Genomic DNA, 12,620 nt, shown 5'->3' on the forward strand with positions numbered 1-12,620 from the left:
GTAACGTACGGCTGTCCAATGTAAGCCGCCGCGTTTCCTGACTGCCTCCGGTCCCTCCATGCACGGATCGTCCGATCAGCATCGGACGCGGCCTTTTTCCGAAGGAGGTCTCATCATGAAACTGTACTACTCTCCCGGCGCCTGCTCGCTGGCTACGCATATCGCGCTCGAATGGATCGGCAAGCCCTACGAAATACATCAGGTCAAGATTCATCCCGACAAATCACCGGAACTGCTCAAGGCCAATCCCATGGGCGCGGTGCCGGTCATCGAAGAAAACGGCTGGGTGCTCACCCAGAATTCAGCCATCCTGAATTACCTCGCGGATTGCAACCCCGAGGCCAAGCTCGGCGGTGACGGCACTTCCAAGGGCCGCGCCGAAGTGAATCATTGGCTGGGGTTCGTCAATTCCGACGTGCACCCGGCCTACAAGCCGCTGTTCGGCGCGACGGGTTACCTGCACGACAAGAACATGATAGAAAAGTCCAAGGACGATGCCCGCGCCCGGCTGCGCCGGCATTTCGAGATCGTTGACAAGCAGCTTGAGGGGCGTGACTGGATTGCGGGCACCCGCTCGATTGCCGACCCTTACCTGTTCGTGATGATCCGCTGGGCCAAGGGCCAGAAGATCGATCTCTCCGGCTTGAACAACGTGGAGCGCTTCTTCAAGCACATGGAAGCCGACCCCGGCGTCCGCAAAGTTCTCGAGCAGGAGGCCACACCGGAGCCGCGCTTGGAGCGCCACGGAAGCTGATTGCACGTGCAACCCGGCCCGGTCCTGATCGGAGATTGCAGGGCCGGACCGGGAAGTTTTGTCTTCTGCACGATACTCCGTCTCAAAATGCCGTTCGCCCTGAGCCCTTCGTCAAGCTCAGGACAGGCGTAGCGCCGCAGGCGCGGAGTCGAAGGGTGTCAAATGCCTGATTTTGCATGTTTCGACTTCGCGGAGCTACGCTCAACACGAACGGTTCGGAATTTTGAGATAGGCTCTAATGACCTGGCCGGGTATGGGGCGGCGCAGTTTTTACAGCCTTCTCACTATCACGCTTAGTGCATCCAATTTGCCCAAGGTTGCCCCGTACTTTCCACCATCGCTGCAAGGCACCCTACAATGGCTGGATGCAAAACCAGGGTGCGGTTCTCATCACCGGCTGTTCCAGTGGCATCGGCCTCGCGACTGCGCACGTTTTGAAAAACCGCGGCTGGCAGGTCATCGCCAGCGCCAGGCAGGACAAGGACGTGGTGCGATTGAAGGAATCGGGTTTTCAGGCCGTGCGTCTCAATGTGGCCGATCCGGAATCCATCGCCTCGGCGCTGGATGAAACGCTCACGCTCGCGGGCGGGAAACTTGACGCATTGGTGAACAACGCCGGCCTCGCCATTCCCGGTGCAGTCGAAGATCTCTCCCGCGAAATCCTTCAACGGCAGTTCGACAACAATTTCTTCGGCACCCTCGAACTCACAAATGCCGTTCTGCGCCTCATGCGCCGGCAAGGTTACGGGCGCGTCGTCATGATAAGTTCGATACTCGGCCGGGTGGCTGTTCCCTGGCGCGGCGCCTACAACGCCAGCAAGTTTGCGCTCGAAGGCATCACCGATACCCTGCGCCTGGAACTGCGCGGCACGAACATCAAAGTCAGCCTGATCTGCCCCGGACCGGTGAAAAGCCGCTTCCGCGACAACGCCCTCGCCAACTTCGACGAATACGTGGACACGATTTCAAGTCCGCACCGGGAAAGCTACGTGCGCCTCAAGGCTGAGACCGGCCCAAAGAAAGATAAAACGCCGTTCACAGTACCAGCCGAGACAGTAGCCAAGCGCATTGCCCATGCGCTGGAAAGCGCCCATCCCAAAGCGCGTTATTACGTCACCATTCCCGCTTACGTTCTCGCCTTCCTGCGCTGCGTCCTGCCAACGCGGTGGATGGATGCCATCCTCGCCCGGATATAGATACTCAAATAACCGTTCGTGTTGAGCGTAGCGAAGCGGAGTCGAAACACAACTTTCTCTGAAATCGAGACCCTTCGACTTCGCGCCTGCGGCGCTACGCCTGTCCTGAGCTTGACGAAGAGCTCAGGGCGAACGGTATTTTTGAAACCACTCTCCCACGGGCATAAACTGTCGCCATGAACAAAAACCGCGATATTGGGCAGGAAATTCTCGATGGCATCCGCGCCATCAAAGCCGGTAAAGCTAAGCGCTATACCGTCAAGTTACCGGACGATGTGCGCGCCATTCGTGAACGCATGAATCTATCGCAATCCGGTTTCGCCGCTCTGCTAGGCGTTAGCTTGCGTACCCTGCAGGATTGGGAACAGGGCCGGCGCAAACCAACCGGTCCAGCTTATGCCTTGCTACGCGTTGCCACCCATCATCCGGAAGCTTTACTACGCTGACTTACTACCATATCACTACCCCTTTCTTCATCATTTGATGGACCAGTTTTGGCTTGCCTTCTGTAAACATCTTTATCGATGCTACTTATTTTTGCCGGTATCAACTTTCTGTGATGGAGGTGATGCTGGTTGCGACGTTGGTTTCTGAGTTTGAATAGGCGCTGGCTTTAAATTTGCAGCACCATTAAAACTCTTCTTTATTTCAGATTGAGCCACATTCAAATTTGAAGCTCCCTTAAAGCTCCTGTCTCCGTTCTGCACAATGATCTTGTCTTGTTTGTGCGACACAAGTACCTCCATCAATTGAAGCGTTGCAACACTGTAACAATACCAATGACTGAAGAGAGCGCAGCCGCGACCGAGAAACTTCCGATCGCGATCATATCAAGTACACCGAGGCACTTATCTTCTGCTTTTTTATCCGGGTTATTAACGATTGCCTCCAAATAAGTGGCATTTGCCTTAAATATCGATAGCACCGTACCCAAGCAGACAAGAAAAAATACAAGAGCGAGAATGTACAGCACGACTATCGCAGTCGAATGGATCGCAACCGTAGAAAGCAATGTTACCAACAGACCAATGCCACCGGCTGATAGGATTAATAGGCTTCTGTCGTGCTCCTGTCGAGTGCCAAACCACGCATGAACTGCCGCCGAATAAAATTCTATCTCTTTCTCTTTATCTGCCATATCTGAATTGTCCATTTTTTAATAAGTTGCAAATTTCCAAGCCTTAAGACTACTCGACAAAACACGATCTATTCTAGTCCAAGTCAAACAGGATACGGCCCTGCGAAATATAGGCCCGCTGGTTCATCATCGTCAAATATCAGATTCATATTCTGAATCGCCTGCCCGGCCATGCCTTTGACCAGATTATCCAGCGCCGCCATGATCACCACGTTGCCGTTCTTTTCATGCACTGCAATATCGCAGAAGTTGCTGCCGACCACAGAGGCGACGCGCGGCGTGTCCTCCACCAGCCGCACGAATGGCGCGTCACGATAAAATTTCTCGTAACGATCGCTAAGTGATTTCGCGTTCAGCCCGAGCGTAGCAGGCGGACGCAGTTGCACGCTGGCGAAGATGCCGCGCACTAGTGGCGCGGAATGCGGCACAAAGGCCAGGCTGTAGCCGGTTGAGCCTTCGGCATCCAGCAGGCGCGTGATCTCCGCTTCGTGCTGGTGATTCAGCACCTTGTAGGCGCGGAAATCATTGGCGCGCGTGGGGTGGTGGGTGGTTTCACCGGGCGTAGCGCCAAATCCGGAAGAACCGGTCATCGCACTCACCGCGATAAAGCCCAGGTTTTTCAGTCCAGCCAGTGGCAGCAGCGCCAGTTGAATCGTGGTGGCAAAACAGCCGGGACTGGCGATACGTTTGGCGCCCTTGATCTTTTCTTTCTGCCACTCCGGCAGGCCGTACACGAAAGTTCCCAACGCTTGCGGACAAGGATGCGGCTTGCCGTAGGCGCGCTCGAAAGCCGCCGCGTTGTCGAGCCGGAAATCGCCGGAAAGATCAATGAGCGTCAAGCGGTCGGCGAGGCCATGCTTTGACCATGCCTTCTCCAGCGCCGGCAATTGCTGCGCCAGCTCGAAATGCGGCATGGCGGAAAACACCACCGGCGATTCTGCTTTTGCGAACGCCGCCCAATCCGGTTCAGCCTCGAACGTGCCGTCCACTACGCGGTAAAGATTCGGGTGCGTTTTCCAGAACGGTTCGCCCGCGTGCCTGCGCGAAACGGCATGGATGCTTTGCACGTGTGGGTGCTGCGACAGCAGGCGCAGTAATTCGCCACCGCCGTAGCCGGAACCGCCGAGAATATAGACGCTGATTTTCCCCATTGCGACTATTGAAAAGTCCAGCGCTTGATTTCCATCGTACCCTCATCCCCTCCCCTTCTCCCGGGGGGAGAAGGGCTTAGGGCACCTAACAAAATGACAATTCCTGACAAATCCCCCCGCGCGCAAAGCGCGCCCCCTTTGCAAAGGGGGGATAAGGGGGGATTTAACCTGTGCCTGGTGATGACCACCGTACATTTTGTTAGACGCTCTTAGTACCTTTCGGATTGGATTGCGACATTACCGTAACTCCCCTCTCCCACCGGGAGAGGGGACAGGGGTGAGGGCTGACTTGCCGTAAACGCGGGATTTCCGACGCCGCGCTGCGCCAACACTTTCAGCACATGATCGCCCAATGCCTTGGCATGCGTGCGCGCGTTGATGGCAGGCCGGCCGGTAGCGCGCTCCACGAAGCGCACGCCCACGTTGTTGTCGGTGCAGGGCCCGGTAACCACGTCCACGCCGATGCCGTAATCGATCTGCAGATAATCCACGCCGCCGGCAACGCCTACCGGATCGTTGGCGCAGAACACGAAGGCCGCGCCAAGTGCGCGCAGATCGGCGTCGTCGAGGATCGCCTGCACGCCGTAATCGCCCATCACGCCGTCGCCGGTTTCCGCCACGATGACATCGAAGCGTTGCGCGGAGAGTTCCGCGAAAATGGTCTTCGCCACCTGCGCCGCAGTGTCGGGGCCGGTACACACGATGCCTGCATCGGTGAAATCCAGCGTCACTTCCGCGCCGTAGTCACGCATGCTCAAGGTGTCGCGCATGAGCGCGACGCCGGTGAGCTTGGCGCCGCCCACGCGATAGCCCGCCTGCACCAGCCGCCGCACGATGGCACAGGCCGCCGCCGTCTTGCCGGCGTTCATGCAGGTGCCGGCCACGTACACCACCTTGCAATCCGGTGGTACGCCATTCGGCTGGATCGCGCCCAGACGAATGTTGGCGGGCCGGCCCGCGCGCGACTGGAATTCCGGATACACCAACACCTGGCCCAATACCTCGAACTGAAACGGCGGTCCCACTTCCGGGTTGTGCGACACGCATTCGCCGATCACGCCGCCGAGATTGAGCACGTGCAGCACTTGCCCGGCTTCCACTTTTTTCGGCAGCACGCCCTCATAGCCGTGCAGCGCGTTGCGGTGGCCGAGCGCGCCCACGATGAGGTCGTCGCTGTGCACCACCGTCATGCGGCCGTGCACATCTTCAAGCGTGTTGTACGCGGATTTGTCGTTGACGATGCGCCCGGCCACCACCGCGCCGTGCTCCGCGCGCACTTCCGGCGTCAGCGTGAGCGTACGGTCCAGTTTCAGATTGCGGGTGACTGAAGCAATCTTGTCGGCGTTGATTCTCATGGGCGCCTCCAAAAATCGTTCTTATGCCCTCTGGCGTTGTTAAAAATCGGCTCGGCATCCTCATGTACTGACGTGTACACTCCGGTGCCTCGCCGATTTTTGCCTAGCCATAGGCCAAAATCCCTGATTTTTTGAGGCACCCACTTCTTACTCATGTGCTGTACCCGCATGTAAGGCCAAGATTTGCTGCACGCCGTAAAGTTTGGCGAAGCCGGCGGCTTCGGCGCCGCTCCACAGCTTGTTGGCCTCGCCGTAGCTCGCAACCTTCGCGTCCATGAGCGAGTGCGGCGAGCGCACGCCTTCCACCGACCAGGTGCGCGGGTACAGCGTAAGCTTCACCTCACCGCTGACGCGCTGCTGGCTGGACTCCAGAAATGCTTCAAGATTGCGCGCCAGCGGATCAAAAAAATTCCCCTCGTGCAGCAACTGGCCATACAGGTTGCCGAGCGTGTCTTTCCAGAACTGCTGCTTGCTGCTGAGCACCAGTTTTTCCAGCTCGCGGTGCGCGCCGATCAACAGATGCGCCGCCGGCGCCTCAAAGCCCACGCGGCCCTTGATGCCGAGAATGGTGTCACCCAGATGCACGCCACGCCCGATGCCGTACTCGCGTCCGGCGGCGTTCAGTTCGGCGATCAGCGCCACCGGGTCCAGGGAGTTGCCGTCAACGCTGTCCGGCACGCCCTGTCTGAAACTCAGTGTCAGCGACTTCGGCGCCAGCTTGGCCGCGTCAATTTCGCCGCCGGGAAACGCGCTTTGTGGCAGCGCGCTCCAGGAATTCAGCGTCTCGCGACCGCCCACGGACGTGCCCCACATGCCCTCGTTCACCGAATAGTGCTCGGTCTTTTCCGGAAACTCGAGGCCATGCTGGCTGAGAAACGCACGTTCCTCGGCGCGGCTCAGCCCCAGCGTGCGAATGGGCGTCAGCAACTCGAGCTCGGGCGCCAAGGCGCGGAAGGCCACGTCGAAACGCACTTGGTCGTTGCCCGCACCGGTGGAACCGTGCGCGAGCGCCGTGGCGCCGATTCGCTTGGCGACCGCCACCGCCTTCGCGGCCTGGGCCACGCGCTCCGCCGACACGCTCAGGGGATAGAGATTCCCGCGCAACACGTTGCCGTAAATCAGATAGCGCAGATAGCGGTCGAAGAGCTCTGCACGCGCGTCCACCGTGTAGTGCCGCTGTGCGCCCAGTTTCGGCGACTGGCTTTCGATGCGCGCGAGCTCTTGTGCCCTGAAACCGCCGGTGTTCACCGTCACGGTGCTTACTTCGTAGCCCTGCTCGCGCAGGTGTACGACGCAGAACGAAGTGTCCAGCCCGCCGGAAAACGCCAGTGCCACGTGTTTTTTCATGCTTGCCCCTTTGACCATATGGCTTCTTCACATTGTCCAAGGTGCTTGCGCGTGCGCTCAATCCACTGTTGCGCGTCCTGCACCTGCACTTCGATCATCTTCAACCCGGGATTGCCGGCACCGCCCAGGTGTGTGGCCGTGAGCGCAGCGCGATCCGGATCGAAACTGCCGTCCGCCAGTTGCCGCGCAACCCGCTGGTAAGCATCGCGGAAGGGAACGCCGTGCTGCACGTGCTGATAGGCCGCGTGCGTGGCATACAACTCATCGCCGCATGCGGCGGCCGCACGCTCCGCATTAACCTGCAAGGCGGGCACCAGACGAATCAGCACATCAAGCCAGTCACGCGCGATGTCGAGCGCCGCAAACAGCGGCTTTTTCAGCAACTGCACGTCACGGTGATAGTTGGAGGGCAGCCCCGTCGCCAATTCCTGAATCATGGCCGCGTGGCCGCGCAGCTCGCGACAGCGTGCGCGCGCAAGTTCCACCACGTCCGGATTGCGCTTCTGCGGCATGATGGACGAGCCGGTGGTGAAAGCGTCCGGCAAATCCACAAAGCCGAATTCCGGCATGGAATACAGCACCACATCCCACAGGAATTTTTCCATCACCAGCCCGACGGAGGCCAGCTCGTTTACCAGTGCCAGTTCGTGGCGGCCGCGGGAATTCATCACATCCACGGGACTGACCTGCACGCTGGAAAATCCCAGCAGCTTTGCGGTGTATTCGCGATCGAGCGGCAAGGGCACGCCGAATCCGGCGGCTGCACCCAATGGACACCGGTCCAGCCGCACGTACACGGCCTGCATGGCCTGCAGCTCCTCAGCCAGACCCGCCGCGAACGCCGCCGCCCACAGACCAAACGTGGACGGCATGGCGCGGCGCAGATGCGTATATCCCGGCATGACCTCGCCGGCATGCGTACGCGCGAAATTCACGAACGCGGTTGCCAGCTCGATCACCTGCGCCGCGATATTCACCAGGGCATCACGCATGTACAGGCGCAGCGCCAACGCCACCTGATCGTTGCGCGACCGGCCCAGATGCAGTCGCTTGCCGGCATCGCCCAGCGCCTGCGTGAGCAGCGTCTCGATGGCCGTGTGGCAATCCTCCTGTTCCGGCCGGATGCGAACTTCCCCGCGGCGCGCCTGCGCGGCAATCGCGGCGAGCTGCGTTACCAGGGCCGCGGCATCGTCCTGCATCAGCAGTGCGGTGTGGGCCAGCATGCGTGCATGCGCGGCGCTGCCGAGCGCATCGAAAGGCAGGAGCCGCTGATCCAGTGTCGGATCGTCGCCCACGGTGAAGCGATGAACCGTCTCGTCGAGCGGCAGCCCCTTGGCCCAGAGTTGCGACGCGCCGTGGTTCACGCCGCCTGCACTTTCGCGGCCGTATCCTGGGCCACGATCATGGTGCCACTGCCCTGGTTGGTGAACACCTCGGTGAGCACCGCGTCCGCCACGACACCGCTGACCAGATGCGCACTGGTGACCCCGCCGGTAAGCGCGCGCCGCACCGCCGCGAGCTTCGGCCGCATGCCGCCGGAGATCTTGCCGTTCTTTTCCAGCAGCTCCGCACCCGCGAGCGTGGTGTAGGGAACCAGACTCGACGGTCGCGCCAGATCCTCCAGCAGGCCCGGAACCTTGAGCAGGAAAAACAGCTTCTCGGCTCTGAGCGCGAGCGCGATTTCCGCGGCCACGGTGTCGGCATTGGTGTTGAACACTTCGCCCTTGTCGTTCGCGGAAAGCGGCGTCACCACCGGTACATAGCCACCGTCCAGCAAATGCGTGAGCAGCGCCGGATTCACCTGCTCGATGTCGCCCACCAGACCGAAGTCCACGAACTCGGCCTGTCCGGCATCGTTCTTGATCTGCATGGGTGCGCGTTTGCGGGCCTTGAGCAGGCCGCCGTCCACACCGCTCACTCCGGTGACCGGCAGTCCCGCGGCGCGCAGGTCCGCCAGCAAATCAGTGTGCACCGATCCCGCGAGCACCATCTTGGCCGCGTCCAGCACCTGGCGCGTGGTCACGCGCCGGCCGGCCACCTTCTCCACCGGCAGCGCCAGCGCCTCGCACAGCGCATCGAGGCTGGCACCGCCGCCGTGCACAATCACCAGTTTGATGGAAAAGCTCCACAGTACATTCAACTGCTCGCACACCGCGCGGCGCACAGCGGCATCTTCCAGCACCTCGCCGCCGAGCTTGAACACAAAAGTCTTGCCGCGGAACGCGCGCACGTATTGCGCGGCCGAGCGCAGCGACGCGTAACTGTCAGGCGACATGGACATGGCGGGCCTCCTTCTTCTGGTTGAGCAGCTCATGCAGCAACACGCGCTGCACGTGAAAACGGTTTTCGGCCTGGTCCAGGACGCGGCTGTGCGCACCATCCAGCACTGCGTCGGCGACTTCGACATTGCGGCGCACCGGCAGACAGTGCAGAAAAATTGCATCCTGCGCGGCCGCGGCCAGTGTCTTGTCCGTCACCAGCCAATCCTTGTGGGCCGCGACGCGTGCCACCGCCGCGTTCGCCGGCACCTCACGCGTGGCCGGCCCCCAGCTTTTCGCATAGACCACGCGGCTGCCCGCAAGCGCAGTGTTCCGATCGTGTGTCACCGTCACCGCACCGCCGCTCGCGGCTGCATGCCGGCCCGCCTCCGCCAGTACCGCGGGATGCAGATCGAATCCGGGCGGATGTGCAACGCGTACCTCGCAGCCCACGGCCGCGGCGGTGAGCAAGAACGAATGCGGTACGGCCTTGGGCAGCGGCTTGATATGCGGCGCCCAAGTGAGCGTTACCGGCAATCCACGCGTGTTGCCAAATTGTTCGCGTATCGTCAGCAGGTCCGCCAAACCCTGGCAGGGATGCTCGCGCGCGGATTCCATACTCACCACCGGTACGCCCGCGAGTTCGCGGAAGGCGTTGATCACCGGGTCGGCGGCGTCGGCGTCATCGTCTGCGAGTGCAGCGAAGGTGCGCACCGCCAGCGCGTCTACGTAGCGGCCGAGCACGGGAATCGCTTCGCGGATGTGTTCGGGCTTGTCACTGTCCATGATTGCGCCCGCGCGATCCTCCAACTTCCACACGCCGCTGCCCACTTCCAGCACGATCGAGTGACCGCCGCCGCGCAGCATGGCGGCTTCGAACGAGGCGCGCGTGCGCAGCGAGGGATTGAAAAACACCATGCCGAGCAGCTTGTCGCGTAGGTGAAGGCCCGGCGGCTGTTTCTTCCAGGCGAGCGCTGCGCCGAGCACTGCGTCCACGCCGCTCACGCCGAGATCCGAGAGCCGGGTGAAATGCCGCATCACGCCGCTTCCCGTGCGCCGAATTCGCCAACGACATCTAGCAACATTTTCACCGCGCGCGTGCTCACGTTGAACGGTGGCATGAGTCTCAGCACCGCCGGATCGTCTGAGCCTCCTACCAAAATGCGCCTGTCGAAAAGGTGCGCCTTCAGGGCCTTGGCTTGAGCGCCGGCTTCGAGTCCCAGCAGCAGTCCTGCGCCACGCACTTCACGCACGACGCCGTGCATATTGGCGCGGATGTGCTGCGCCAGCGCACGCGCATGTGTCATGAGATTTTCTTCCCGGATTACTTTAAGCGTGGCAATCAGCGCCGCGCAGGCGAGCGGACCACCGCCGAACGTGCTCCCAAGGTCGCCGGGCCCGAGTGCCGCGGCGATGTTGGAGCGCATCAGCACGCCGCCCATGGGTACACCCGAAGCCATGCCCTTGGCGCAAGTGATGATGTCGGGTTCAACGCCGTAAAGATTCGCGGCGAAGGGTGAGCCCAGCCGGCCGATGCCGGTCTGCACTTCATCGAGGATCAACAGCGCACCAGACTGCGTGCACTTGTCGCGCAGCGCGGCAAACCATGTGGCATCCGCGGTTTTCACCCCGGCCATGGACTGGATGGGCTCGACGATCACCGCGGCCTTGTCGGAAAAATCCGCGGTGGCAAGCGCCACGACATCGCCGAACGGCAGAAAGTCCACCGGCGCGAGCAACGATTCAAAATCCTTGCGCAACTTGGGTGCATCGGTAACCGACAGGGCGAGCAAAGAGCGGCCGTGGAAGGCGCCCTGAAATGCCGCAAATTTTTTGCGACCGGTAAGTTTGAGCGCAATCTTCAGCGCATTTTCGTTGGCTTCGGCACCGGAGTTGCAGAAGAACACCGAGGCCATGCCATTGCCGGCGAATTCAATCAGCGCCGCCGCGGCCGCATCGCGCACCGGCAGGTGGGCCGCCGCGGAATAAAAAATCAGCTTGTGCGCTTGCTCAGCAATTGCAGCCGCCACCGCCGGATGGCAATGGCCGGTGCTGGCCACGCAGTGGCCGCCGTAGAAATCCAGCCAACGGTTGCCGGCCGCGTCCAGGATGTATTCGCCTTCTCCCCCCACCACCGGAAAGGGATAAGGCGCATACGTCGGCAGCAGCGCAGATGAATATGCAGTCATCTATGAATAAACAAGAGTAAGATTGAATATAATGCGGATATATACAAGTAAATGCCAATAAATGCAAGAGATATGCGAGAATTTTTGCCGTGAGGAATCCATGACGCTCGACGAAGCCATTCTGAAATTGACCAATGAACGGCAAATCACCGATCAGTCGGACTTGCTCGCGTTACTCGGTCAGGCCGGCCACGAGGTGACACAGCCGACGCTGTCGCGGCATCTGCGCAAACTCAGCATCCAGAAACTGGCCGGTCGTTATCAGCGTGTGGAGCGGCCGGCAGCGGAAATGCCGGTCTTCGAAATGAAGCTGGTTCCTCCAAACATGCTGGTGATCCGCACGCGCCCGGGCTTTGCCCAGCCGCTGGCTGTCAAGCTGGATCAGCGGCGGATTGAAGGCGTAGCCGGGACCTTGGCGGGCGACGACACGGTATTCATCGCCGTGGCTTCCTCGACAGCCCTCAAAAATGTGTCCGCCGCAGTGGAACAACTGCTCGCCGGTGGTAATAGCGAATAGGCTCTTATGGAACCCCAAGGCTGTGGGCAGCGTGTCATCAAAAAAGCACGGGCCTCCTTCCAACACTCGGGAGAAACGTCATGCACAAACCGACGATCACAATCACCCTGCTGACTGGCATCGGCCTCGCATTGGGCGCGTGCGTCACCAGTCCTTACGGAGACGGGTATCCCGCGGGCGGATATTCCTATGCGCCGGCGGCGCAGTATCAGGCACCGAGCCCCGCGCAGGCGGTCGCACAAGCCGCGTTTACCGCCGCCGAAATTGCAATCATGCAGCAATATTTCCAGAATCATCCCGGTCATCAGACACAGGGGGACAACGATCAAGGCGACGAGGAAGAACACGGTAACGGACATGGTCACGGCCATGGCTGGAAGAGCCGTGAAGGTGGGCTGCCGCCGGGCATCGCCAAAAACCTGGCGCGCGGCAAGCCACTGCCGCCGGGCATCGCGGCCCAGTTGCAGCCGCTGCCACCGGAACTGGTGCAGCAGTTGCCTCGCCCGCCGGCGGGTTATCAGATATTCATGCTGGACGGCAGAATCCTGCTGGTAAACATGGCCACCCAAGTGATCAGCGATGTGATCGCCAACGCCATCCTTGGCCATTGACTGGCCGCTGAGCACAAAAAAGCCATGGAACAGCAAAGCCTGCGGGCTTCGCGCGTGAACTCGGCCTGAGTTCCGCGGTCGAACCGGGTGGATTGCCCCGCCGC

General features: G+C 60.7%; 13 protein-coding genes. 5 read left to right on the forward strand and 8 right to left on the reverse strand.

The genetic code is table 11. The features are described from left to right. The first annotated feature begins 115 nt into the window (after positions 1 to 115). The 3 genes from VJR90_07435 (at position 116) to VJR90_07445 (ending at position 2,396) form a co-directional block, all read left to right on the forward strand. A complete protein-coding gene (locus tag VJR90_07435) occupies positions 116 to 754 on the forward strand; it encodes a glutathione S-transferase N-terminal domain-containing protein (protein HKV97299.1) in 639 nt (212 codons plus the stop codon). Between the two features lie 365 nt (positions 755 to 1,119). Then, positions 1,120 to 1,950, forward strand: coding sequence for an SDR family NAD(P)-dependent oxidoreductase (locus tag VJR90_07440; GenBank protein ID HKV97300.1), 831 nt, complete (start codon positions 1,120 to 1,122; stop codon positions 1,948 to 1,950). Between the two features lie 176 nt (positions 1,951 to 2,126). Then, entirely contained in the window at positions 2,127 to 2,396 is a 270-nt protein-coding gene (locus tag VJR90_07445; protein HKV97301.1) for a helix-turn-helix domain-containing protein, read from the forward strand. A gap of 299 nt (positions 2,397 to 2,695) precedes the next feature. Here the strand turns inward: VJR90_07445 and VJR90_07450 are convergent, their stop codons facing one another. From VJR90_07450 to VJR90_07485, 8 genes are all read right to left on the reverse strand, one after another. After that, positions 2,696 to 3,088, reverse strand: a complete 393-nt coding sequence (locus VJR90_07450) for a hypothetical protein (protein HKV97302.1) — start codon at positions 3,086 to 3,088, stop codon at positions 2,696 to 2,698. 83 nt (positions 3,089 to 3,171) lie between these two features. Further along, a complete protein-coding gene (gene argC / locus VJR90_07455) occupies positions 3,172 to 4,239 on the reverse strand; it encodes an N-acetyl-gamma-glutamyl-phosphate reductase (protein ID HKV97303.1) in 1,068 nt (355 codons plus the stop codon). Between the two features lie 209 nt (positions 4,240 to 4,448). Then, on the reverse strand, positions 4,449 to 5,594 hold the full coding sequence (locus VJR90_07460) for a hypothetical protein (GenBank protein ID HKV97304.1): 1,146 nt from the start codon (positions 5,592 to 5,594) through the stop codon (positions 4,449 to 4,451). 147 nt (positions 5,595 to 5,741) lie between these two features. Next, entirely contained in the window at positions 5,742 to 6,941 is a 1,200-nt protein-coding gene (gene argG / locus VJR90_07465; protein HKV97305.1) for an argininosuccinate synthase, read from the reverse strand. Beyond that, positions 6,938 to 8,305 carry an argininosuccinate lyase gene (gene argH, locus VJR90_07470; protein HKV97306.1) on the reverse strand — a complete coding sequence of 456 codons (1,368 nt, stop codon included), beginning with the start codon at positions 8,303 to 8,305 and terminating at the stop codon, positions 6,938 to 6,940. The genes argG and argH overlap by 4 nt, the downstream gene beginning before the upstream one ends. After that, entirely contained in the window at positions 8,302 to 9,222 is a 921-nt protein-coding gene (argB, locus tag VJR90_07475; protein HKV97307.1) for an acetylglutamate kinase, read from the reverse strand. The genes argH and argB overlap by 4 nt, the downstream gene beginning before the upstream one ends. After that, positions 9,206 to 10,237, reverse strand: coding sequence for an N-acetylornithine carbamoyltransferase (locus VJR90_07480; GenBank protein HKV97308.1), 1,032 nt, complete (start codon positions 10,235 to 10,237; stop codon positions 9,206 to 9,208). The genes argB and VJR90_07480 overlap by 17 nt, the downstream gene beginning before the upstream one ends. Continuing rightward, positions 10,237 to 11,388, reverse strand: coding sequence for an aminotransferase class III-fold pyridoxal phosphate-dependent enzyme (locus VJR90_07485; protein ID HKV97309.1), 1,152 nt, complete (start codon positions 11,386 to 11,388; stop codon positions 10,237 to 10,239). The genes VJR90_07480 and VJR90_07485 overlap by 1 nt, the downstream gene beginning before the upstream one ends. 100 nt (positions 11,389 to 11,488) lie before the next feature. Here VJR90_07485 and VJR90_07490 point away from each other — a divergent pair, with 100 nt between their 5' ends. Next, positions 11,489 to 11,905 (forward strand): arginine repressor, encoded by a 417-nt coding sequence (locus VJR90_07490; GenBank protein ID HKV97310.1) that lies wholly within the window; start codon positions 11,489 to 11,491, stop codon positions 11,903 to 11,905. Positions 11,906 to 11,985: 80 nt separating this feature from the next. Next, a complete protein-coding gene (locus VJR90_07495) occupies positions 11,986 to 12,516 on the forward strand; it encodes a hypothetical protein (GenBank protein ID HKV97311.1) in 531 nt (176 codons plus the stop codon). Positions 12,517 to 12,620: the final 104 nt, after the last annotated feature.

This window comes from Gammaproteobacteria bacterium, from assembly GCA_035279405.1.
Lineage (GTDB): Bacteria > Pseudomonadota > Gammaproteobacteria > Natronospirales > REEB76 > REEB76.

Excerpts from the sequence above, each read along its gene's own strand:
- VJR90_07435 (HKV97299.1), top strand. The coding sequence starts at position 116 with ATGAAACTGTACTACTCTCCCGGCGCCTGCTCGCTGGCTACGCATATC.
- VJR90_07440 (HKV97300.1), top strand. The coding sequence starts at position 1,120 with ATGCAAAACCAGGGTGCGGTTCTCATCACCGGCTGTTCCAGTGGCATC.
- VJR90_07445 (HKV97301.1), top strand. The coding sequence starts at position 2,127 with ATGAACAAAAACCGCGATATTGGGCAGGAAATTCTCGATGGCATCCGC.
- VJR90_07450 (HKV97302.1), bottom strand. The coding sequence starts at position 3,088 with ATGGCAGATAAAGAGAAAGAGATAGAATTTTATTCGGCGGCAGTTCAT.
- argC (HKV97303.1), bottom strand. The coding sequence starts at position 4,239 with ATGGGGAAAATCAGCGTCTATATTCTCGGCGGTTCCGGCTACGGCGGT.
- VJR90_07460 (HKV97304.1), bottom strand. The coding sequence starts at position 5,594 with ATGAGAATCAACGCCGACAAGATTGCTTCAGTCACCCGCAATCTGAAA.
- argG (HKV97305.1), bottom strand. The coding sequence starts at position 6,941 with ATGAAAAAACACGTGGCACTGGCGTTTTCCGGCGGGCTGGACACTTCG.
- argB (HKV97307.1), bottom strand. The coding sequence starts at position 9,222 with ATGTCCATGTCGCCTGACAGTTACGCGTCGCTGCGCTCGGCCGCGCAA.
- VJR90_07480 (HKV97308.1), bottom strand. The coding sequence starts at position 10,237 with ATGCGGCATTTCACCCGGCTCTCGGATCTCGGCGTGAGCGGCGTGGAC.
- VJR90_07485 (HKV97309.1), bottom strand. The coding sequence starts at position 11,388 with ATGACTGCATATTCATCTGCGCTGCTGCCGACGTATGCGCCTTATCCC.
- VJR90_07490 (HKV97310.1), top strand. The coding sequence starts at position 11,489 with ATGACGCTCGACGAAGCCATTCTGAAATTGACCAATGAACGGCAAATC.
- VJR90_07495 (HKV97311.1), top strand. The coding sequence starts at position 11,986 with ATGCACAAACCGACGATCACAATCACCCTGCTGACTGGCATCGGCCTC.